The organism is Rhizorhabdus sp., from assembly GCF_018006725.1.
Taxonomy (GTDB): Bacteria; Pseudomonadota; Alphaproteobacteria; order Sphingomonadales; family Sphingomonadaceae; genus Rhizorhabdus.
Map to the genome: position 1 here is coordinate 25,799 of NZ_JAGMXV010000001.1, position 19,518 is coordinate 45,316.

At 67.1% G+C, this 19,518-nt stretch carries 22 protein-coding genes; 12 read left to right on the forward strand and 10 right to left on the reverse strand.

What is annotated here, in order from left to right:
* Positions 1 to 4 precede the first annotated feature (4 nt).
* Together KAY22_RS00140 and KAY22_RS00145 are read right to left on the reverse strand one after the other, a co-directional pair.
* Positions 5 to 916 (reverse strand): zinc transporter ZntB, encoded by a 912-nt coding sequence (locus tag KAY22_RS00140; RefSeq protein ID WP_296618611.1) that lies wholly within the window; start codon positions 914 to 916, stop codon positions 5 to 7.
* A complete protein-coding gene (locus KAY22_RS00145; protein WP_296618795.1) occupies positions 913 to 1,686 on the reverse strand; it encodes an NAD(P)-dependent oxidoreductase in 774 nt (257 codons plus the stop codon). The genes KAY22_RS00140 and KAY22_RS00145 overlap by 4 nt, the downstream gene beginning before the upstream one ends.
* Positions 1,687 to 1,768: 82 nt before the next feature.
* On the opposite strand from KAY22_RS00145, the gene KAY22_RS00150 reads away from it, so the two are divergent.
* Entirely contained in the window at positions 1,769 to 2,764 is a 996-nt protein-coding gene (locus KAY22_RS00150) for an aldo/keto reductase (RefSeq protein ID WP_296618797.1), read from the forward strand.
* A 23-nt stretch (positions 2,765 to 2,787) separates the two neighbouring features.
* Here KAY22_RS00150 and galU read toward each other — a convergent pair whose 3' ends face one another.
* From galU to argH, 4 genes are all read right to left on the reverse strand, one after another.
* Positions 2,788 to 3,657: a UTP--glucose-1-phosphate uridylyltransferase GalU gene (galU, locus tag KAY22_RS00155; RefSeq protein WP_296618614.1), complete on the reverse strand. Its 870-nt coding sequence runs from the start codon at positions 3,655 to 3,657 to the stop codon at positions 2,788 to 2,790.
* A gap of 10 nt (positions 3,658 to 3,667) precedes the next feature.
* Positions 3,668 to 4,939 carry a diaminopimelate decarboxylase gene (gene lysA, locus KAY22_RS00160; RefSeq protein WP_296618616.1) on the reverse strand — a complete coding sequence of 424 codons (1,272 nt, stop codon included), beginning with the start codon at positions 4,937 to 4,939 and terminating at the stop codon, positions 3,668 to 3,670.
* 99 nt (positions 4,940 to 5,038) lie between these two features.
* On the reverse strand, positions 5,039 to 5,293 hold the full coding sequence (locus tag KAY22_RS00165; protein ID WP_296618618.1) for a hypothetical protein: 255 nt from the start codon (positions 5,291 to 5,293) through the stop codon (positions 5,039 to 5,041).
* The gene (gene argH / locus KAY22_RS00170) at positions 5,290 to 6,666 is read right to left on the reverse strand and encodes an argininosuccinate lyase (protein WP_296618621.1); all 1,377 of its coding nucleotides are present in this window, start codon (positions 6,664 to 6,666) and stop codon (positions 5,290 to 5,292) included. The genes KAY22_RS00165 and argH overlap by 4 nt, the downstream gene beginning before the upstream one ends.
* A gap of 16 nt (positions 6,667 to 6,682) precedes the next feature.
* Here argH and KAY22_RS00175 point away from each other — a divergent pair, with 16 nt between their 5' ends.
* Together KAY22_RS00175 and KAY22_RS00180 are read left to right on the forward strand one after the other, a co-directional pair.
* Entirely contained in the window at positions 6,683 to 7,231 is a 549-nt protein-coding gene (locus KAY22_RS00175; protein WP_296618624.1) for a TlpA disulfide reductase family protein, read from the forward strand.
* Positions 7,232 to 7,358: 127 nt separating this feature from the next.
* The gene (locus KAY22_RS00180; RefSeq protein ID WP_296618627.1) at positions 7,359 to 8,429 is read left to right on the forward strand and encodes an AI-2E family transporter; all 1,071 of its coding nucleotides are present in this window, start codon (positions 7,359 to 7,361) and stop codon (positions 8,427 to 8,429) included.
* A gap of 37 nt (positions 8,430 to 8,466) precedes the next feature.
* On the opposite strand, the gene KAY22_RS00185 is transcribed toward KAY22_RS00180, so the two are convergent.
* Positions 8,467 to 8,844, reverse strand: a complete 378-nt coding sequence (locus KAY22_RS00185) for a VOC family protein (RefSeq protein WP_165323448.1) — start codon at positions 8,842 to 8,844, stop codon at positions 8,467 to 8,469.
* 143 nt (positions 8,845 to 8,987) lie between these two features.
* Here KAY22_RS00185 and KAY22_RS00190 point away from each other — a divergent pair, with 143 nt between their 5' ends.
* Both KAY22_RS00190 and KAY22_RS00195 read left to right on the forward strand, forming a co-directional pair.
* Positions 8,988 to 9,773, forward strand: coding sequence for a class III extradiol ring-cleavage dioxygenase (locus KAY22_RS00190; RefSeq protein WP_296618633.1), 786 nt, complete (start codon positions 8,988 to 8,990; stop codon positions 9,771 to 9,773).
* Positions 9,774 to 9,928: 155 nt separating this feature from the next.
* Positions 9,929 to 10,711, forward strand: coding sequence for a sulfite exporter TauE/SafE family protein (locus KAY22_RS00195; protein WP_296618634.1), 783 nt, complete (start codon positions 9,929 to 9,931; stop codon positions 10,709 to 10,711).
* Positions 10,712 to 10,813: 102 nt separating this feature from the next.
* Here the strand turns inward: KAY22_RS00195 and KAY22_RS00200 are convergent, their stop codons facing one another.
* Positions 10,814 to 11,158: a PilZ domain-containing protein gene (locus tag KAY22_RS00200; protein WP_296618637.1), complete on the reverse strand. Its 345-nt coding sequence runs from the start codon at positions 11,156 to 11,158 to the stop codon at positions 10,814 to 10,816.
* A 383-nt stretch (positions 11,159 to 11,541) separates the two neighbouring features.
* On the opposite strand from KAY22_RS00200, the gene KAY22_RS00205 reads away from it, so the two are divergent.
* The 4 genes from KAY22_RS00205 to KAY22_RS00220 are packed head-to-tail and all read left to right on the forward strand — an operon-like array spanning position 11,542 to position 13,711.
* Entirely contained in the window at positions 11,542 to 11,844 is a 303-nt protein-coding gene (locus KAY22_RS00205) for a YggT family protein (protein WP_296618640.1), read from the forward strand.
* A 26-nt stretch (positions 11,845 to 11,870) separates the two neighbouring features.
* Positions 11,871 to 12,158 (forward strand): DUF167 family protein, encoded by a 288-nt coding sequence (locus tag KAY22_RS00210; RefSeq protein ID WP_296618643.1) that lies wholly within the window; start codon positions 11,871 to 11,873, stop codon positions 12,156 to 12,158.
* Entirely contained in the window at positions 12,155 to 13,048 is an 894-nt protein-coding gene (folD, locus tag KAY22_RS00215) for a bifunctional methylenetetrahydrofolate dehydrogenase/methenyltetrahydrofolate cyclohydrolase FolD (protein WP_296618646.1), read from the forward strand. The genes KAY22_RS00210 and folD overlap by 4 nt, the downstream gene beginning before the upstream one ends.
* 21 nt (positions 13,049 to 13,069) lie before the next feature.
* Positions 13,070 to 13,711 carry a MarC family protein gene (locus tag KAY22_RS00220; RefSeq protein ID WP_296618799.1) on the forward strand — a complete coding sequence of 214 codons (642 nt, stop codon included), beginning with the start codon at positions 13,070 to 13,072 and terminating at the stop codon, positions 13,709 to 13,711.
* 21 nt (positions 13,712 to 13,732) lie between these two features.
* Here the strand turns inward: KAY22_RS00220 and KAY22_RS00225 are convergent, their stop codons facing one another.
* Positions 13,733 to 15,547, reverse strand: coding sequence for an AcrB/AcrD/AcrF family protein (locus KAY22_RS00225; protein ID WP_296618650.1), 1,815 nt, complete (start codon positions 15,545 to 15,547; stop codon positions 13,733 to 13,735).
* Positions 15,548 to 15,820: 273 nt separating this feature from the next.
* On the opposite strand from KAY22_RS00225, the gene KAY22_RS00230 reads away from it, so the two are divergent.
* From KAY22_RS00230 to KAY22_RS00240, 3 genes are read left to right on the forward strand one after another with little or no spacing between them, the layout of a single operon-like run.
* Complete coding sequence (locus KAY22_RS00230) at positions 15,821 to 16,237, forward strand: GtrA family protein (RefSeq protein WP_296618651.1); 417 nt, start codon at positions 15,821 to 15,823, stop codon at positions 16,235 to 16,237.
* On the forward strand, positions 16,234 to 17,226 hold the full coding sequence (locus KAY22_RS00235) for a glycosyltransferase family 2 protein (RefSeq protein WP_296618654.1): 993 nt from the start codon (positions 16,234 to 16,236) through the stop codon (positions 17,224 to 17,226). The genes KAY22_RS00230 and KAY22_RS00235 overlap by 4 nt, the downstream gene beginning before the upstream one ends.
* Positions 17,226 to 17,957, forward strand: coding sequence for a class I SAM-dependent methyltransferase (locus KAY22_RS00240; protein WP_296618656.1), 732 nt, complete (start codon positions 17,226 to 17,228; stop codon positions 17,955 to 17,957). Before KAY22_RS00235 ends, KAY22_RS00240 begins: the two co-directional genes overlap by 1 nt.
* Here the strand turns inward: KAY22_RS00240 and KAY22_RS00245 are convergent.
* Entirely contained in the window at positions 17,885 to 19,501 is a 1,617-nt protein-coding gene (locus tag KAY22_RS00245; RefSeq protein ID WP_296618659.1) for a hypothetical protein, read from the reverse strand. The two genes, KAY22_RS00240 and KAY22_RS00245, sit on opposite strands and share 73 nt — an antisense overlap.
* Between the last annotated feature and the right edge of the window lie 17 nt (positions 19,502 to 19,518).

Consider the following 19,518-nt stretch of genomic DNA (forward strand, 5'->3'; position numbering starts at 1 on the left):
ATCCTCAGACCCGGAACCAGCGGGCCGCGACGAAGGCCAGCCCCACCGCCAGCCCTACGAACAGGCTGAACCCCGTCACGACCCAGAAGGAGGCGGGATGATGGGCATAGGGTATGCCGTCGACATTCATGCCGAACAGCCCGGTGACGAAGGTCAGAGGCAGGAAGATCAGCGCGACGATCGCGACGATCAGTGACCGGCGGTCGATCTTCTCTGCGCGCAGGTCGGTGATCTGCTCGTGCAGAAGCGCCGACCGCTCGCGCACCGCCTCGAGCTCCTCGCTCATCCGCGCGAACCGGTCTGCCGCTTCGCGGAGGTGGACCCGGTCGTCATCCTCCAGCCAGTCCTGCGGCAGCTGCGCCATCGCTTCCAGCGCCTGTCGCTGGGGCACGATGAAGCGGCGATAGCCGATCGCAGCCGATCGCGCGCGGGCTATGTGGCGGCGGAGATGAAGCGTGTCGCCCGACAGGGAGAGCTCGCATTCGTCGACCTGGTCGCCGAGATCGGCGACGACCGGATCGAGCCTGTGGCTGATCTCCAGCGCCAGAGCGGCGATCAGATCACCGGGATCGCAATAGGCCCCCTGCTCCATCCGCTGACGCAGTTCGTCGAGCCCCGCCAACTGGCGAAAGCAGACCGAGACGACGCGCCCCCGCTCGGCCCACATGCGGATCGAGACGAGCGCATCGCCGTCGTCATCGGGGTGGAGGCGCAGGCCGCGCAGATTGATCAACACGCCCTCGCCCATCGACTGGCAGCGGGGCCGGGTTTCCATCGCCAGCAGATTCTGGCGCACGGTATCCGGCAGTGCCATGTCGGCTCGGTCGAGCGCGGCCGACGCCTCGTTCTCGCGGCCGTCTATGTGAACCCAGCGGAACGGCGCCACATCCTCGCCGATCGACCATCCCGGCGTCATCGCACCCTCTCCAGATCGAGCGACAGGCCGGGGCCCGGCGCGGATGGAGGCGCATCGCAGGCCATACGCTCGGCATCGGCGCGGGCGCGGTGAAGGATGGCGGGGGCGATATCGGCGCGGTGGAAGATGCGATCGGCCTGGCCCAGCAGCCGGGCTTCGCGCAGCGTCAGATCGTCGGGATGATCCGAACGGAGCCGGATACGCACGAGCCGGTCACCGACCTCGGCGGCCTCGGCCTTGAGCCAGTGCTCGACCGAGGCTGCGGCGCCGTCCCGAAAAGGATCGATCGGCCCGCCTTCCGCCAGCCCGGCGTCTATGGCGCGTCGTCGGTCGTCGGGGGCCGGCCATCGGCGGCGGATCGCCTCGCGGCCTTCGTACAGCGCGTCGGCGAGCCGCCCCAGCCCGGCGGGCAACAGCGTCTCCAGCCGCTGGCGCAGCACCTTGCCCAGACCGGCGGAGCGGCCACCGGTGCCGATCGCGACGATGACCGGATCCCGGTCGACGATGGCGGGCGTGGTGAAGTCGCACAGAGCGGGCCGGTCGACGACGTTGACGAGCAGGCCGCGCGCCTTGAGCCGGGCCGCGACGGCGTCTCCCTCCTCCGCATCCTCACAGGCGACGAAGGCGATCCGGGCGGCACTGTCATCTTCGCCGACCGGGATCGCTCCGGCGCGCTCGATCAGCCTTCGCTTGGCGTCGGCGGCCGGCCCTTCGCCGATCAGGATCACGGGACGTCCTTGCAACGACAGGAAAAGCGGCAGGCTGTGCATGATCCGCTTGTCGCCCGCACCGCCCATTTTGCCAAGCCGCTTCCGCCGTGGCAGACCCGCTTCAGGACAAGAGGAGATAATGATGCAGGCGAAGCGCGCAGTCGGCCCCTTTTCGGTCAATCCCATGGGCCTGGGCTGCATGAGCCTGAGTGCTGCCTATGGACCCCAGCCCGACGAAGCCGAATCGGAGCGCCTGCTGCATCGTGCGCTCGATCTGGGCGTCGACTTCCTCGATACGGCGGCGATCTACGGCAACGGGCATAACGAGACCCTGGTGGCCCGCACGCTGAAGGCGCGCCGCAGCGAGTTCGTCCTCGCCTCCAAGTGCGGGTTTCGCATCACGCCGGACAATCCGCGCGCCGTGGACGGATCGCCCGCCTCGATCGCGGAGACGCTCGACAAGAGCCTCCAGCGGCTCGGCCTCGACCATATCGACCTTTATTATCTTCACCGGCCCGACCCCAAGACCCCGATCGAGGAGTCGGTGGGGGCGCTGGCGAAGGCGGTCGCGGCGGGCAAGATCGGTTCGATCGGCCTGTCGGAATGCTCGGCCGATCAGCTGCGCCGCGCGCATGGCGTTCATCCGATCGCCGCGCTCCAGACCGAATATTCGCTGTGGACGCGCAACCCCGAGATCGCGGTGCTCGATGCCTGTCATCAGCTCGGCACGACCTTCGTTGCCTTCTCGCCGGTCGGGCGTGGTTTTCTGGCGGGGGCGATGGCGCCGGGCTGGCAGCCGGCCGAAGGCGATCTGCGCGGGACGATGCCGCGCTTCCAGGAGCCCAATCTCAGCCATAATCTGGAGCTTCTGCGCCAATTCGCGGATATCGCGGCCGAGCTGGGCTGCACCCCGGCGCAGCTGTCGATGGCGTGGCTGCTGCACCGCGATCCGACGCTTGTCCTGATCCCCGGCACGAGCAGCATCGCCCATCTGGAAGAGAATATGGGCACCGTGGACGTGCGGCTCGACGCCGGGCGGATGGCCGAGCTCGACGCGCTGATCAACGAGCGGACGGTGGCAGGCAGCCGTTATGGCCCCGCCATGCAGGCGACGGTGACCACCGAGGAGTTTGCCTGAGGCCGCGGCGAGCGGCCGCCGCGTCAGGCCAGCGTCTTGAGGAAGGCCCGGATCGACTCGCGCAGTTCGGGCCGTTCGAGGGCCAGCGCGATATTGGCCTGGATGAAGCCGGCATTGTCGCCGCAATCATGCCGCTCGCCGTCGAAGGTCAGCGCGTGGAAGGGCTGGGTACCGATCAGCTTGGCCATGGCGTCGGTCAGCTGGATCTCCCCGCCCGCGCCACGCTCGCCCTTGTCGAGCAGCGCGAAGATTTCGGGCTGGAGGATGTAGCGGCCGACGATTGCGAGGCGCGACGGTGCGGTCCCCGCCGCAGGCTTCTCGACCATGCGGAGAACCTCGGTCACGGCGCCTTCGCAGGCCCCCGGATCGACGATGCCATAACGATGGGTGTGTTCGTCGGGCACTTCGAGCACCGCGACGACATTGCCGCCCTTGGCGTCATAGGTTTCGACCATCTGCTGCAGGCAGGGGGCCGCCGGGTTCCAAAGAAGCTCGTCGGGCAGCAGCACGGCGAAGGGCTCGTCGCCGACCAGGTCGCGTGCGCAGGCGACGGCGTGGCCGAGGCCCAGCATCTGCTGCTGGCGGATGAAGGCTGCATGGCCGGGCGTCAGCCGGGTGGCTTCGAGCCGGTCGAGGAATTCGGTCTTGTTCTTGGCCGCCAGATCGCTTTCGATCTCATAGGCGGAGTCGAAATAGTCCTCGATCGCATATTTGTTGCGACCGGTGACGAAGATCATCTGCTCGATGCCGGCAGCACGGGCCTCGTCGACCGCATATTGGATCAGCGGGCGGTCGACTACCGGCAGCATCTCCTTGGGCACGGCCTTGGTGGCCGGCAGGAAGCGGGTTCCGAAGCCCGCGACCGGGAAGATCGCCTTGCGAACGGGTTTCATCTTCTCTCCCTCAGATCCACGGCGGAAGCTGGTCGGCGGCGATCAGGGCCTCGATCGGCTGGCGCTCGCGCACCACCGCCCAGTCGTCGCCTCGAACCAGCACCTCGGGGGTCAACGCGCGGCTGTTATAGGTGTTGCCCATGGTCGCGCCATAGGCGCCCGCCGTCATGAAGCTCACCAGATCGCCCGGCTCGACTGCATCCATGACGCGCTTCTTGGCGAAAGTGTCGCCGCTTTCACAGATAGGGCCGACGATGTTCGCCGTCATGTCGGCACCGTTCGGCGTAACGCTGCGGATATCGTGCCAGGCGTCGTAGAGGCTCGGCCGCATCAGATCGTTCATCGCGGCGTCGACGATCACGAAAGGATCGGTCACGCCCTGTTTCACCCGGATGACTCGGGTAAGCAGCACGCCGGCATTGCCGACGATCACGCGGCCCGGCTCGAACAGCAGGCGCACGTCCCAGCCCGCCGTCACCTCGCGCACCATCGCGCCATAAGCGGCGGGCAGCGGCGGGACGGGCTTGGCGGGATCATAAGGCACCCCGAGCCCACCGCCGAGGTCGGCCGTGACGATCGCATGGCCGGCGGCGCGAAGATCGGCGATCAGCGCGCCGATCTTCTCGAAGGCAGCACGCGACGGGGCGAGATCGGTCAGCTGGCTGCCGATATGGACCGCCACGCCCCGCACCGTCAGGCCGGGCAGTTCGGCTGCGCGGGCATAAGCGGCAAGCGCGCGGTCATAGGCGACGCCGAACTTGTCCTCCGACCCGCCGGTCGAGATCTTGGCATGGGTGCCGGCGACGACATTAGGGTTGATCCGGAAGGCGATCGGCGCCTCGACGCCCAGGGCGGAGGCGACCTCCGACAGCATTTCGGCTTCGGGCTCGGACTCGATGTTGAACTGGAAGATGCCCTCGGACAGGGCAAGCCGCATCTCGTCGGCAGTCTTGCCGACGCCGGAGAAGACGATCTTTTCGGCAGGAATGCCGGCCGCTCGGGCGCGCAGCAACTCGCCGCCCGACACCACGTCGGCGCCGAGGCCGAGGCCGGCGAGCGTCGCCAGCACCGCCTTGTTGGGGTTGGCCTTCACCGCAAAGGCGATCAGCGGTCCTTGCGGTCCCGATTCGACCTGCGCCAGCGCCTCGCGGAACACCGCGACATGGCGGGCGATCGTCGCCGAGGAATAGACATAGACCGGAGTGCCGACCGCCTCCGCGATCGCCGGCAGCGGCACGCCCTCGGCATGCATCACGCCGTCCTTCAGCTCGAAATGGTCCATCTCGTCCCCGTTGTCGCGCGAGCGGGCCATGCCCGCAAAAGGCCGCAGGCCGGGTTCGGCCGGCAGCGGCTATGTGGTTGTCCTCTGCCGGAGCGGCGATCAGCCCGGCGGCGGCAGATTGAAGCGGTCGTCCGGCCGCTCTTCGGAACGGCGCAGCACGTCGTCGCTGCGCACCGGCCGCGATTCGACCGGCGGGGTCAGCAAGTCCTGCACCGTCGGCTGGGTCGCCGCCGTCGCCGGCTTGGGCGGCAGGGCCTGACCCTCCGGCGGCCGCAGCGCGTCTCGCTTGCCGCATCCGGCGAGCAGCAGCAGCGCGATGGCAGCGGCGCCGGCGGCGTAGCGGCGCGCGCTCATGCCGCCAGTCCCAGGCGTGCCTTGGCCTCTGCGATGCGCAGGCGCACCTGTGACGGCGCGGTGCCGCCATGGCTCGACCGGCTCTCGACCGAGGCATCGACCGACAGCGCCTGATAGACGCGCTCGTCGATCCGCTCGTCGATCGATTTCAGCGCCTCGATCGGCAGCTTGTCGAGCGCCAGCCCCTCGCGTTCGGCCAGCTTCACGGCGGTACCGGTGATGTGGTGCGCCTCGCGGAAGGGGATGTCGGCGACGCGGACCAGCCAGTCGGCGAGGTCGGTCGCGGTCGAGAAGCCTTGCTCGGCCGCCTGGCGCAGGCGTGGGGCGACGAAGGTGGCGGTTTCGATCATCCCGGTCATCGCCGCGATCGACAGGGCAAGCAGGTCGTGCGCCTCGAAAACGGGCGGCTTATCGTCCTGCATGTCCTTCGAATAAGCGAGCGGCAGGCCCTTCATCGTCATCACCAGCGCGGTCATGCAGCCGGCGATGCGCCCCGAATGGCCGCGCACCAGTTCCGCCGCGTCGGGGTTGCGCTTCTGCGGCATGATCGAGGAGCCGGTCGAATAGCTGTCGGGCAGCTTGACGAAGCCATAGGGCTGGCTCGCCCAGATGATGAACTCCTCCGCCAGCCGCGACAGATGCAGGCTGAGCTGGGTCGCCGCCATCAGATAGTCGAGTGCGAAATCCCGGTCGCTGACCGAATCGAGGCTGTTGTCTGTCGGGCCTTCGAAGCCCAGCGCTTCTGCGGTCCTGTGCCGGTCGATCGGAAAGCCGGTGCCCGCGAGTGCTGCCGCGCCGAGCGGGCAGCGGTTGAGCCGCTTGCGCGCGTCGGCGAAGCGGCTGCGGTCGCGGCCGATCATCTCATAATAGGCCATCAGATGGTGGCCGAGCGTTACCGGCTGGGCGACCTGGAGATGGGTGAAGCCTGGCATCACGCTGGCGGCATGCTCGTCGGCGCGTGTCACCAGCGCGACCTGCAGCGCCTGAAGCCCGGCATCGACCGCGTCGATCGCGTCACGGACCCACAGCTTGAAATCGGTCGCGACCTGGTCGTTGCGCGACCGTGCGGTGTGAAGGCGTCCTGCGGGCGCGCCGATCAGCTCCGCCAGCCGGCCCTCGGTCGCCATGTGGATGTCCTCCAGCGCGAGGTCCACTGGTACGCCCTTCTCGGCATATTCGGCGGCGACCGCGTCCAGGCCGCGGGTGATCTCGGCGGCGTCGGCGTCGGTCACGATCTTCTGCGCGGCCAGCATGGCGACATGCGCCTTCGACCCGGCGATGTCCTGTTGCCAAAGCCGCTTGTCGAACGGGATCGAGGCGTTAATCTCGCGCATGACTGCAGCGGGGCCTTCGGCGAAGCGCCCTCCCCACATCTTGTTGGAGTTGTTCGTGCGGCCGTTGATTGCCTGTCTCCTCGCTCTGGCGCTGGCCGCCTGCGATAGTAAACCCAAGGACGCCCCGCAAGGCGGCGTTCCCGCCGAATCCGTGGGCCGCGTCGATATTTCGCAGCGCGGCAAGGAAATGCCGGCCATTCCCTTCGCCGATGAGAAGGGCGGGCCTGCGACGCTCACCCAGTTTCGCGGCAAGCCGCTGATGGTGAACCTCTGGGCGACCTGGTGTGCGCCTTGCGTCGCCGAAATGCCCGCGCTCGACCGCATGGCGCAGGAGGAAGACCGCTTCCGCCTGATCACGGTCAGCCAGGATCTTGAAGGCGCCAAGGTGATCGGTCCCTTCTTCGATCAGAAGGGGTTCAAGGCGCTGACGCGGCATTCGGACCAGCAGAATGTCCTGATGCAGGCGCTCGGCACCGAGACGCTGCCGACCACCGTCTTCTACGACGCGCAGGGCAAGGAGCTGTGGCGCGTCTATGGCGCGATGGACTGGAATGGCGCGCCGGCGAAGAAGCTGATCGCAGACGCCGTCGCGCCGGCCAGCTGATCCGCATCCGCACGTAATCCCCCTTGGCGGCGGGAAAAGATGCGCCCGATGGAACCGTCACGAAAGCCGTGGCATTTTGCCTGACAGGAGCGATCCCCGAAATCGGGGGTCCGGGCGGGAGTGACGAATGGACGCGGGGGAACAGAAGCCGATTCGCTATGAGCAGGGGACGTTTCTGCTGATCGTCCTGCTCGTCAGCCTGGGCTTCGCGGTGGTGATCGCGCCGCTGTTCGGGTCGATCCTGTGGGCGCTGGTGCTCACCATCCTCTTCTATCCGGTCAACAAGGCCTTGCAGCGGCGTATGCCGGGCAAGGAAGGGTGGGCAGCGTTTCTTACCCTCTTGCTGATCACGGTGATCGTCGTGCTGCCGGCGCTGTTCCTTGCCTCGGCGCTGATCGATGAGTTGCTGAGCTTCTATGCGAAGATGCAGTCGGGGCAGATCGATCTGGCCCAGCTGTTCGGCCAGATGACGGCGGCGCTGCCCGATTGGGCCGAGAATCTGCTGCGACGTTCGGGCTGGACCGACTTCGATCAGGCGCGGCGCCAGCTGACCGAAGCGCTCAGCGGCAGTTTCGGCGCGCTGGCGGGACGGGCGCTTCTGGTCGGGCAGCAGGCACTGCATTTCACGCTGATCATCGGCGTGATGCTTTACCTAGCCTTCTTCCTGCTGCGCGATGGCGAGCAACTCGGCAAGTCGGTGGTCGAGGCCGTGCCGCTCGAACCGCATCAGCGCAATGCGCTGGTCCGGAACTTCATCGTGGTGACCCGCGCGACGATCAAGGGCAGCATGGTCGTCGCCATCGTCCAGGGCGCGCTGGGCGGCGTGGCGATCTGGGCGCTGGGGCTTGAGGGCGCGCTGTTGCTCGGCACGATGATGGGTATCGCCTCTTTGATTCCTGCCGTGGGCGCCGGTCTCGTCTGGGTGCCGGTTGCGCTTTACCTGCTTGCGACGGGCGCGGTGGTGAAGGCGATCATCCTGGTCGGTGTCGGGGTGCTCGTCATCGGCATGGTCGATAATATCCTGCGCCCGATACTCGTCGGCCGCGACACGCGCCTGCCCGACTATGTCGTGCTGATCACGACGCTGGGCGGACTGGAGGTGTTCGGGATCCACGGCCTGGTCGTGGGGCCGGTGATCGCGGCGATGTTCATCAGCGTCTGGACCATCTTCGCCGACGCCCGCTCCCGCGAAGCCTGAAGCAGGTCCCCGGCACCGAGGTGCCGGGGAGCCCCCCTCAACCCATGCGGTGCAGAGCGCAGAGCTTGTTGCCGGCGGGGTCGCGCAGATAGGCGAGATAGAGGTCGCCCATGCTGCTGGGACGCACACCGGGCGGATCCTCGCAAGCGCTGCCGCCTGCGGCCAGACCGGCGGCATGCCAGGCATCGGCCTGTTCGGGACCGGAAACCGAAAAGCCGATCGTGCTGCCATTGCCGGGACCGGCGGGCTCGCCATTGATCGGCTTGGTGATCGCGAAGATGCCGGTGGGCGTCATCCAGAACACGCGGTCGTCGCCGCCCGCGCCCGGGGCGACGCCCAGAACGCCGAGAATGGCGTCGTAGAATTTCTTGGATGCCGCGATGTCGTTCGCACCGAGCATGATGTGGCTGAACATGAAATGTCTCTCCTTGTGCCGGCGACCCCCCGGCCGCCGCGCGGCAAGGATTGGCACGGACTTCGGGACCTGTCGATGACCCCTGCGGGGAAGATCGGGACAGCCGCCTTGCAATGCTCGGCGGGCCGACCGATCTTCTGCGCATGACGATGCCCAGCCTTTACATCCCGCATGGCGGTGGCCCCTGTTTCTTCATGGACGATCCGCAGGGCATGTGGACGGGGATGGAGCGCTTCCTGCGCGATCTGCCGGGCCTGCTGCCCGAACGGCCGCGCGCGATCCTGATCGTCACCGGCCATTGGGAGACCGAGGGATTCAGGCTGACCGGTACCGTGCGGCCCGACCTCATCTTCGACTATCATGGCTTTCCGGAGCACACCTATCGCTTGCGCTATCCGGCGCCGGGCGATCCTGCGCTGGCCGAACGCGCGGCGGCACTGTTGCGCAACGCCGGGCTGGCCGCCGGCGTCGATCTCGATCGCGGCCTCGACCACGGCGCCTTCGTGCCATTGATGATCGCCTTTCCCGATGCCGACATACCGGTGGTCGAAATGTCGCTCGACCGGGGGCTCGATCCGCTGCTCGCGGCACAGGCCGGCGCGGCGCTGCAGCCGCTGCGCGACGAGGGCGTGCTGATCGTCGGGGCGGGCATGAGCTTCCACAATATGCAGGCCTATCGACAGGCCGGAGCGGCAGACCCTTCGCGCCTGTTCGACGACTGGCTCGGCGCGGCGGTCGAGGGGCCGGCCGAGGGGCGTGCAGAACGGCTGGCCGGCTGGGCAGAGGCCCCGGCCGGACGCTACGCCCATCCGCGCGAGGAGCATCTGCTGCCATTGATGGTGGTGGCGGGTGCTTCGCAGGGGCCGGGGAAGAAAATCTACGGCGAGCCCGTATTGGGCACGATGATATCCGGCTTCCGCTTCGACTGATGTGCCGGCGCGCGGCGAAGTCGAAGTTTCTCTTGCGTCCGGCGAAGAAGAACTGGCCCGCTCGCGCCTTGTCGATTAATTTGATTGAGATAAGGACGGAGGCATAGCGGGGACGGCATCCGGCCTATCGTCCGATGCAGGGGAGAAAAGCTGCCATGTTCGTGTTGCCCGAACTCACGATGGAGCAAGTCCACTCGATCCTGCCCTTCATCGGGGTCGGCTTCGTCGCCCAGCTGGTCGATGGCGCACTGGGCATGGCGTTCGGCGTCATCACCAACACCCTGTTGGTCAGCGTGATGGGCGTGGCTCCTGCGCGCGCCTCGGCCAGCGTCCATCTGGTCGAAAGCTTCACCACCGCCGCCTCGGCGGTCAGCCATGTCTATCATCGCAATATCGACTGGAAGCTGTTCAGCCGGCTGGTCGTGCCAGGCATGCTCGGCGGCATCACCGGAGCCTATATATTGTCCAACATCGACGGCTCGGTCGCCCGCCCCTTCGTCATGGCTTATCTCACGGGCATCGGCTTCTATCTGCTATGGCGGGCATGGCGGATGAACCATGGTGGCGTCTACAAGGCGGCAAAGGTGGTCGAGCCGCTGGGACTTGCCGGCGGCTTTCTCGACGCGGCCGGCGGTGGCGGCTGGGGCCCGGTGGTCACGTCCAACCTGCTCGTTCAGGGGACCGAGCCCCGTTACACGATCGGTACGGTCAACACCGTCGAGTTCTTCCTGACGACGACCATCTCGCTGACCTTCATCCTGACGCTCGGCCTCGAGGCCTTCTCGATCGCGGCAGTCGGTCTCATCATCGGTGGTCTGCTGGCGGCACCCCTCGGAGCGATTCTCGCGAAGAGGATCGAGGCCAGGCGTCTCATGCTGCTGGTCGGCATCGTCCTGAGCGCGACCAGCCTCTACAGCCTCTGGCGTGCGCTGCACTAAGGCAGCGGCGCGTTACGCAATGCTACACATACTGGATCCCCGGCGGCATCCTGTCCGCTGCAGCGCGCTGGCCTGAGCACCGCCGGCGGAAGGATCTGGGACTTACGCCGCCAGGATCGATTGCAATTCCTGTGGGCCGAGCGGCTGGGCAAACTTGACGCCGATCGACCGGCCCTCCGCCCACATCACCCGGCCGAGCCGTTCCAGGCGCGGCCAGTGCAGCCAGACCAGATCGCGGATAGCCTGCGCCTCGGGCAGTTCGATGCGCGCGCCGCCGGACGAAAGATCGAGCACGCGCACCGGCACCATCTCGCCGCCCGACATGACCGTTCCGAAGATCAGCGTCTCGACACGCTCGCTGCGGCGCCGGTCATCGTCGTTCGCTTCCGACTGGCCGGTGATCCGGGCCAGAGCGTGGCGGGAAATATCCTTCAACCGTTCGAGCATCCGTCTCAATTCCCGCGGATATCGCTGATCCGCCGCTGTCGTTCCTGTTGATGCTCCCATCGCATTGAGCGGGCGCGGGGCGCCATTCGGGGTTACCCGCAATCCTTTGCGGATTGTACGGACGAGAGGCGGTGACGCGCTAAGCTATCGGTTCCCAGCGTCGCGTCAGATGACGATGATGATCCCGAGGACAGCAAGGAAGTGCTGGCCAGTCTGCGCCGCGCTGAGGACCTCAAGAATCTCGCCGAGGCGCTGGGCCTGCCGGATCGCGTGGGTTTCTTCGACTCACGGACGACGTGGGCCGGCTCTGACGGTTGCCCCATCGCCCGCACGTCCTTACATCGGGCCGTGATGCCATGAGGGTCATTCGCGAAGGGGCTTAGATGCTGGTTCTCCTGTTGCAGATCGTGGACATGCTGCTGGGCGTGTTCACCTGGATCGTGATCATCCAGGGAATCATGTCCTGGCTCGTCGCCTTCAATGTGATCAACACCTATAACGACTTCGTCCGGCAGGTGCTCTTCGCGCTGCAGAAGATTACCGAGCCCGTCTACCGCCCCGTGCGCCGCATCATGCCCGACTTCGGCCAGCTCGACCTGTCGCCACTCGTCGTCCTGCTGCTGATCTATATCGCGCGGATGGTGATCGGTTACGGCATCGTCCAGGCCGCCTCGGCGGGCGTCTGACGGTCTGGACTCATACGGCGGACGGATTGAAGCTCGCCGTCCGCGTCACGCCGCGCGCCGGCCGGGACGCGATCGAAGGGATCGCGCGGGGAGACGACGATCGCGGCTGGCTCATGGTCAAGCTCTGCGCGGCGCCCTCCGATGGCGCGGCGAATGAGGCGCTCGTCCGGCTGCTGGCCAAGGCGCTGGGCGTGGCGCGCCGGGACGTGACTCTGGCCAGCGGCGCCACATCGCGTCTAAAGAGGCTCGACATACGGGGTGATCCGGCGCGTCTCGCGGCCGCACTCGAAACCATCGTCAGGGACAAGGCATGAGCGCGGACATCATCGACGGCAAGGCATTCGCGGCAGGGCTGCGCGGGCGTGTAGCGGCGCTGGTCGGCCCGTTCCGCGATCAGGCTGGTCGCGCGCCGGGCCTCGCGGTGGTGCTGGTCGGTGAAGATCCCGCGAGCCAGGTCTATGTCCGCTCGAAGCACAAGGCGACCGTCGAAGCGGGGATGGAGAGCTTCGAGCACCGCCTGCCCGCCGATGCGACGCAGGACCAGCTTCTGGCACTCGTGCGCCAGCTCAACGAGGACGACCGGGTGGATGGGATTCTCGTCCAGCTGCCTCTGCCCGCTCCGCTCGACGAGCAGCAGGTGATCGCGACGATCGATCCCGACAAGGACGTCGACGGCTTTCATGTCGTCAACGCCGGACGGCTGGCGGTGGGCCAGCCCGGCTATGTCCCCTGCACGCCCCTCGGTTGCCTGATGCTGCTCAAGGACCGTATCGGCGATCTGTCGGGCCTGAACGCTGTGGTAATCGGTCGCTCGAACATTGTCGGCAAGCCCATGGCCCAGCTGCTGCTGGCCGAAAGCTGCACCGTCACCGTCGCGCACAGCCGCACCCGCGACCTCCCCGAGGTCGTCAAGCGCGCGGACATAGTCGTCGCGGCGGTCGGCCGCCCCGAAATGGTGCGCGGCGACTGGATCAAGCCCGGCGCTGTGGTGATCGACGTCGGCATCAACCGCGTGCCCGGCGCGGAGCCCGGCAAGACCCGGCTGGTCGGCGACGTCGCCTATGACGAGGCGGCGGCGGTGGCTTCGGCCGTCACGCCGGTACCCGGCGGGGTCGGGCCGATGACGATCGCCGTCCTGCTCCGCAACACGCTGGTCGCCGCGCATCGCCGCACGGGCGTCGCGCTGGCCCCGGACGCGATCTGAATGTCGCTGTTCGAGCCCGACATGCTCGCGCTGTTCCTGTCGGCTTTCGTGACCCTGTTCGTGGTCATCGACCCGCCGGGCTGCGCGCCGATCTTCGCCAGCCTGACGCGCGACGCACCGCATGGGCAGCGGCGTTCGATGGCGATCCGCTCGACCGTGATCGCCACCGTCCTGCTGCTCGTCTTTGCGCTGGTCGGCGAGAAGTTGCTGGCGACTTTGGGCATCAGCCTCGATGCCTTCCGCATCGCGGGCGGCATCATGCTGTTCCTGATCGCGCTGGAAATGGTGTTCGAGAAGCGCACCGAGCGCCGCGAGGGCCGCGCCGACGAGATCAGCCGCAAGGCGGCCGAGGAGCGCCGGCCAATCGAGGACATCTCGGTCTTCCCGATGGCGATCCCGATGATCGCCGGTCCCGGATCGATCGCGACGGTGATGCTGCTCGTTTCGCGCAGCCATGGGCTGCCGCAGACCTTCGTCGTGCTCGCCGCGCTTGCCGCCGTACTGACTCTGACCTTGGTTGCGCTGCTCGCCGCCGGGCCCCTGATGCGCGTGCTGGGGCCGAAGCTCGAAGCGATGATCACCCGCGTGCTCGGCGTGCTGCTCGCCGCGCTTGCCGCGCAATTCGTGATCGACGGGATCAGGACGTCGTTCGGCGTCGCCTGACCGCAAGGGTCGGGCTATCTCTCAGCGCACCATCTTCCAGAGCCGGAAGGGCGAATTGGCCGGAAGTTCGACCGGTTCCAGCCAGTCGGGCACCGCTCCATCGATCAGCTGGCTGTAGAAGCCCTGCGGCGCGCGTGCGCGGTAGATGGTCGATTCCGCCATGCCGGGGCAGAGCAGCAGCATCGTCGCACCCCGCCGCCGCATGACCTCATGCGCCACTTCGGGCGACGTCGCGCGGAAGGCGTGGTGGACGTCGAGGATCGCAGCGCCATTGCGATGATAGGGGCCGGCCACCGCGCTATGCTTCGTGATCGCGATCAGGCGCGGCCCCAGATCGACGAAGGTCAGCATCGTCGCGCCAGGCAACCTGTCCAGCTGGGCGAGCGCGGGCAAGGTCACGCAGCGGCGCGGCTTGCCTTCGGTGCGGGCGACGACCTTCGCGCGCTTCTGCTCCTTGGCCGACTTGGGCAGCATCGCGGCGAACTGAGCCAGCTGACCCGAAAGCGCGAAGAAGACGAGCAATGTCCCGCCGACGCGGACGAGCGAGGAGCTCGAATCGAGCAGGCGCGGCAGCAGCAGCCAGCCGAGCCAGGTCGCGCCGAACACCGCCAGCAGCTGCGCCTGCGGGCCGAAGCGCGACTGCCAGCCGAGGCCGGCGGTTGCCAGCAGGCTGAGCAGCGCCAGCGTCGCCCAGACCGGCCCGGCGGCGGTACCGCGCGAGCGCCAGGCCGCCAGCATCGCGCCGATTGCCCCTATGATCGGCAGCCAGCTCGTCTGCAGGGCGTCGCGCCAGGGCTTGGCGTAGATCGGCTTGACCTCGCGGATGTGCGAGAACCAGAGCTGTTCGAGCTCGGGCGAAATCGCCTCGGGCCGTCCCAGGCATTGCGGGAAGCTGACCGCGTAGAAGCCGGCAATGGCCGCGCCAGCGAGGAACAGCAACGCCAGCCGCAGCATCCGGCGGTCGCCGCGCAGGAAGCTGAGCGCGGTCATCAGCGCCGATGTCAGCAGCAAGGTCGACAGATAGACCGGCGACAGGACGTCGCAGACCATCGCGCGATTGTCGTTCGAGGCGAAGGCGGCGAAGCCGATCGCGCAGCCACCGCCGAGCGACACGGCATAGCTGCGCAGCCGCTGGGCGTCGTCGGGCGCGCCGATGATCGCCCAGCGCAGCGCGATCGACGCGCCCGCCACCGCCATCAGCGGGATCAGTTCGAGGCCGATGCTGAGCGAGAAGGCACTCGCCGCCCCGGCGAGCACACCGCCGCGCCGGGCGGACGGGTCGGCGATCCCCGCCACCACGATCAGCAGCGACGCCAGCTGCCAGCCATGATGGTCGATGCGCAGCGGCATCCACATGAACAGGGTCGTCTGCGCGCACATCAGGATTGCGAAGGCGACCGGATAGGCGCGGGGGTGGATGATGCGGCGGGTCGTGATCACCAGCGCCCACAGCGCGGGAGCGAGCGCCAGCATCGGCGCGACCGCGACCGCGATCCGCTCGGCGGTGAACGCGCCGAACAGCGGCTGGAAGAGCAGGATCAGTCCGGCGATGGGCAAGTCGACGATCCGCGACCAGTGGACGTTCAACCCCTCGGGCGGTGCCAGCTTATACTGGCGCAGGTCGAACCAGCCCTGCCCGCCGAGCCAGGCCTTGACCTCGGCGAGGCGCAGATTGTCATCGGTGTCGCTGAGCGCCAGCCAGCGGATCTGGCCCCATTTATAATAGAGGAAATAGACGCAGGTGCCGAGGAAGAGCAGCCAGATCATGCTGCGCCAGTGCCGTTCGATCCACGCCATCATGCGGTCTTCGAAAGCGGTCTCGGGCTGGTCCTGCATCGCGCCCGCTTAGGACGAGCTTGCACCTGCCGCAACGGCCTTGGCGCTCCTTCGCAAGGCTCGTTGCGCTATTGTTAGGCTGGCGTTCAGCTTCGGAATGCTGTGTTTCCGGTCATCCGGAAACGGACACGCGGGGATCGGACTGGCAATTTCCACCCCACGGGAGGCGCTCCTTCGGGGTTCCCTTGCCCCGGGGAGCGTGTTCCTCCCTCGTCGGCGTCTCCTATTGCGGACCGCTTGTCGCTTCTGCGCTTTTGTGGAAGAGCGCGACCGATGTCCGACATCCCGATCCTGTCCCGCGAGCGCATGGCCCTGCTCGGCCAGTTGGTGCGCTATGGCGTCACCGGCGCGCTGGCCTCGGTCGTCAACATCGGCATCTATCACGCGCTGGTGCAGCTGGCGGGGATGCACCCCAATCTGGCCTGGACCTTCGGCTTCGTCGGGGCCGCCGCGACCGGCTATGTCATCCATGGCAAATGGAGCTTTCGCGGCCATGGTTCGCGCGACCGGCAGACGGTCCGCATCCTGCGCTTCGCGATCGTCTCGCTGATCAGCTTCGCACTCAACAGCCTGTGGGTCTGGTTGCTGGTCCAGCATATGGACCTTCCGATCTGGGCCCCCTATCCCCTGGTGCTATGCGTGACCCCGCTTCTCGTCTTCTGGCTGAACCGCCAATGGGTGTTCGAATGAGCACTCTGCCTTCTTCGACGCCGCTTCTGTCGGTCATCGTTCCCGTGAAGGACGAGGAAGACGCGGTTGCGCCCTTCGTGACGCGCATGTCGCGGGTGCTCGACGCGCTCGTCGATCCCGAAGGACGGACAATTGCCTGGGAAATCCTGTTCGTCGACGACGGCAGCAGCGATCGGACGATGGCGGCGATTCTGGTCGCGCATGAGGCTGATCCCCGCGTGCTGGCGCTTTCCCTGTCGCGCAACTTCGGCAAGGAAGCGGCGCTGTCTGCTGGCATCGACAATGCGCGCGGCCAGCTGGTCATTCCGATCGACGTGGACATGCAGGACCCGCCGGAGGTGATCGGCGAGATGATCGCCAAATGGCGCGAAGGTTATGACGTGGTCTATGGCGTGCGCCGCAACCGCATGACCGACAGCCTGCCCAAGCGGCTCACCGCCGATCTTTATTATCGGGCGCACAACTGGCTGTCGAAGGACAAGATTCCCGAACATGCCGGCGACTTCCGCCTGCTCGATCGCCGCGTCGTCGAGGTGATCAAGCGGATGCCCGAGCGCAACCGCTTCATGAAGGGGCTGTTCGCCTGGTCGGGCTTCCGCCAGACGGCGGTCGAATATGACCGCGCCGAGCGCGCCGTCGGCACCACCAAGTTCAACTATTGGAAGCTGTGGCAGCTGGCGATCGACGGGATCACCTCGGCCTCGACCGCGCCGCTGCGGGTCTGGTCCTATGTCGGCGCGCTGATCGCGGTCATCGCCTTCGTCTATGCCGTCTTCATCGGCGTCCGCACGCTGATCTATGGCGCCGACGTCGCCGGCTATCCGTCGCTGATGGTCGCCACCCTCTTCCTCGGCGGCGTCCAGCTGTTGTCGCTCGGCATCCTCGGCGAATATGTCGGTCGGATCCTCGTCGAAACCAAGAAGCGGCCGATCTACATCGTCCGCGACCGGATCGGCTGCCCCGATCCTGAAGCCAGGGACCGTGCCTGATGGACCGCGCCGCCTATGACCGGATGGCAGAGATCGACAAGGACCATTGGTGGTTCGTCGCGCGTCGCAAGATCATCGCCGCGCTGATCGAGCGCCACCGTCCCAAGGCCGGACCGCTCCGCATCCTCGAGGTGGGCGCCGGCACCGGCTCCAACCTCGCCTTGCTCCAGCGCTTCGGCAGCGTCGATGCGATCGAGCCCGACGACGATGCGCGCGCCTTTGCCGAGCAGCGTAGCGGCCTATCGATCAAGGGCGGCTATCTGCCCCATGTTCCGCTCGACGATGGCGCTTATGACCTGATCGTGCTGCTCGACGTGCTCGAACATATCCCGCAGGACGTCGAGGCGCTCGCCTATCTGCGGACCAAGCTGGCGCCGGGCGGGCGCATCCTCGTCACCGTGCCGGGGGCGCCGTGGATGTGGAGCGCGCACGACGTCGCCCATCATCATCAGCGTCGCTATACCGGACGGCAGCTGCGCGAGACGTTCCAGCGCGCCGGCCTGGCGCCGCGCTTCCTGTCGCATTTCAACACCCTGCTCTTCCCGCTGATCGCGCTGGTGCGCCTGATCGGCAAGGTCACCGGCAAGGAAGGCGGCGACGATGCGATGCCGTCGCGCCCCGTCAATGCCGTGCTGACCGCCCTGTTCGGGGCGGAACGTCACTGGGTGGCGAGCTTGAGCATGCCCTTAGGCGTGTCCATCGCGATCGTTGCCGCTCCGACGATGCGATAGAGCGCGCCGCGCTCGCCGCCGTCCCAGACCAGCTTCAGGGTCGGGTCGTTGACCGGCCAATGGTCGCGCGACGCGTTGATCAGCCAGAGATAGTCGAACGCCTGCCGTGGAAACAGCGCCAGCGAACTTTCGATGCTGCGCGCCCAGCGCGCACGGCAATGGCGCGGGCGCATCACCTGGGTCGGATCCTCGGCATAGCCCTTGGCCGGGGCATAAGCGATGCTGAGCAACTGTGCGCCGGGCATCGTCCACTGGCCGTTGACGAAGGCCTCGCGCCGCACGATCGCCATCGCGCCGAGATGTTCGAGACGGGGGGACTCCCAGCGCGACAGGCACGGCAGTTCGACCAGAGCGAAGACCCGGCTGTGGCGCTCGACATGGTTGAGTGCCTTGAGCTGGCTTTCCTGAAAGTCGGAAAAGGCCGCGAAGCGGTCGGTCGATTGCCACACGCGGACGCCGAAGATCAGCAGCGCCAGGATCGCGACGGCGTTCAGCGCCGTCCGATTGGTGAAGCGCGGGACCAGCCCGATCACGCCGACCGCGATGACATAGGGGGCGAGCCGCATGTCGGCATAGGCCGAACCGATCACGATACGCGGCATCAGCACATAGGCGATCACGAGGACGAGCGTCGCCACGCCCAGCGTCCGCCGCATGTCGAAGCCGATCTGCCGCCAGCCGATCGTCGTCAGCCCGAACAGCACCAGCAGGATCAGCCCGCCGACCAGAGTGATGTCGAACGTCATCCAGTGGTTGCGCAGCGACGAGATCAGATAGACGTACTTCGCCTTCCAGTTGAACCAGTCGGTCGTCTGACCCTGGACGTCGCCCGATCGCCAGGCAATCATCAGCAGCATCGGTGGGGCGAGCGGCAGGCAGTGGAGGCTGCCCCGCCACAGTGATTCAAAGAAGCTGCGGCCCTCGACGTCGCGCATGCGGACGATCTCGGCGGCGAAGGCGAGCAGGCCGAGCACGCCCCAGGCAAAGCCGTGCGCCAGCCAGATCAGGCAGCCGAGCGGCAGGAAGATGATCGCGCGCAGCCGGATCCGGCTCATCCGCGCGAGATAAAGCCAGAGGGCGAAGGCGTTGAGCGCCAGCGCCATGGCGAAGACATAGTTGATGAAGCCCCACTGGAAGGGCCAGCAATAGGCGAATGGCAGCACGAGACCGGCGGTCGCCGGCAGCCGGCCATGGACCTCGCGCGCGACCAGCAGCAGGCCGGTGACCGTCAGCGCCGGTACCGACATGACGATCAGCTTCACGCCGAGTTCGAGCCCGAACAGCTTGGACATCGGGATGATCAGCAGGTCGACGCCGAGATTGCCCATCAACGCCCAGCGGAACCGATAATATTCGGTCAGCAGCGGCGAGGAGGGGTCGGCAAGTTCGACGCGGTAGCGGCCCATATGGCCCATCAGATCGACCAGCGGCGGCACCGGCGGATGAAGCAGCGGCACGACCGACAGCAGCGCCACGAGGACGATGTACCAGCTGCTCGTCCACCAGCCGGACGGGGGCGTTACAGGCGGAGTGGACCGAAACATCGCGAATCGGCCTTATG

Coding starts and splice junctions, on each gene's coding strand:
- KAY22_RS00225 (WP_296618650.1), bottom strand. CDS start 15,547: ATGCAGGACCAGCCCGAGACCGCTTTCGAAGACCGCATGATGGCGTGG.
- KAY22_RS00245 (WP_296618659.1), bottom strand. CDS start 19,501: ATGTTTCGGTCCACTCCGCCTGTAACGCCCCCGTCCGGCTGGTGGACG.
- KAY22_RS00195 (WP_296618634.1), top strand. CDS start 9,929: ATGTTCGTGTTGCCCGAACTCACGATGGAGCAAGTCCACTCGATCCTG.
- lysA (WP_296618616.1), bottom strand. CDS start 4,939: ATGGACCATTTCGAGCTGAAGGACGGCGTGATGCATGCCGAGGGCGTG.
- galU (WP_296618614.1), bottom strand. CDS start 3,657: ATGAAACCCGTTCGCAAGGCGATCTTCCCGGTCGCGGGCTTCGGAACC.
- KAY22_RS00150 (WP_296618797.1), top strand. CDS start 1,769: ATGCAGGCGAAGCGCGCAGTCGGCCCCTTTTCGGTCAATCCCATGGGC.
- KAY22_RS00145 (WP_296618795.1), bottom strand. CDS start 1,686: ATGCACAGCCTGCCGCTTTTCCTGTCGTTGCAAGGACGTCCCGTGATC.
- KAY22_RS00185 (WP_165323448.1), bottom strand. CDS start 8,844: ATGTTCAGCCACATCATGCTCGGTGCGAACGACATCGCGGCATCCAAG.
- KAY22_RS00165 (WP_296618618.1), bottom strand. CDS start 5,293: ATGAGCGCGCGCCGCTACGCCGCCGGCGCCGCTGCCATCGCGCTGCTG.
- KAY22_RS00180 (WP_296618627.1), top strand. CDS start 7,359: ATGGACGCGGGGGAACAGAAGCCGATTCGCTATGAGCAGGGGACGTTT.
- KAY22_RS00190 (WP_296618633.1), top strand. CDS start 8,988: ATGACGATGCCCAGCCTTTACATCCCGCATGGCGGTGGCCCCTGTTTC.
- KAY22_RS00200 (WP_296618637.1), bottom strand. CDS start 11,158: ATGCTCGAACGGTTGAAGGATATTTCCCGCCACGCTCTGGCCCGGATC.
- KAY22_RS00140 (WP_296618611.1), bottom strand. CDS start 916: ATGACGCCGGGATGGTCGATCGGCGAGGATGTGGCGCCGTTCCGCTGG.
- KAY22_RS00205 (WP_296618640.1), top strand. CDS start 11,542: ATGCTGGTTCTCCTGTTGCAGATCGTGGACATGCTGCTGGGCGTGTTC.
- KAY22_RS00230 (WP_296618651.1), top strand. CDS start 15,821: ATGTCCGACATCCCGATCCTGTCCCGCGAGCGCATGGCCCTGCTCGGC.
- KAY22_RS00240 (WP_296618656.1), top strand. CDS start 17,226: ATGGACCGCGCCGCCTATGACCGGATGGCAGAGATCGACAAGGACCAT.
- KAY22_RS00220 (WP_296618799.1), top strand. CDS start 13,070: ATGCTCGCGCTGTTCCTGTCGGCTTTCGTGACCCTGTTCGTGGTCATC.
- KAY22_RS00235 (WP_296618654.1), top strand. CDS start 16,234: ATGAGCACTCTGCCTTCTTCGACGCCGCTTCTGTCGGTCATCGTTCCC.
- argH (WP_296618621.1), bottom strand. CDS start 6,666: ATGTGGGGAGGGCGCTTCGCCGAAGGCCCCGCTGCAGTCATGCGCGAG.
- folD (WP_296618646.1), top strand. CDS start 12,155: ATGAGCGCGGACATCATCGACGGCAAGGCATTCGCGGCAGGGCTGCGC.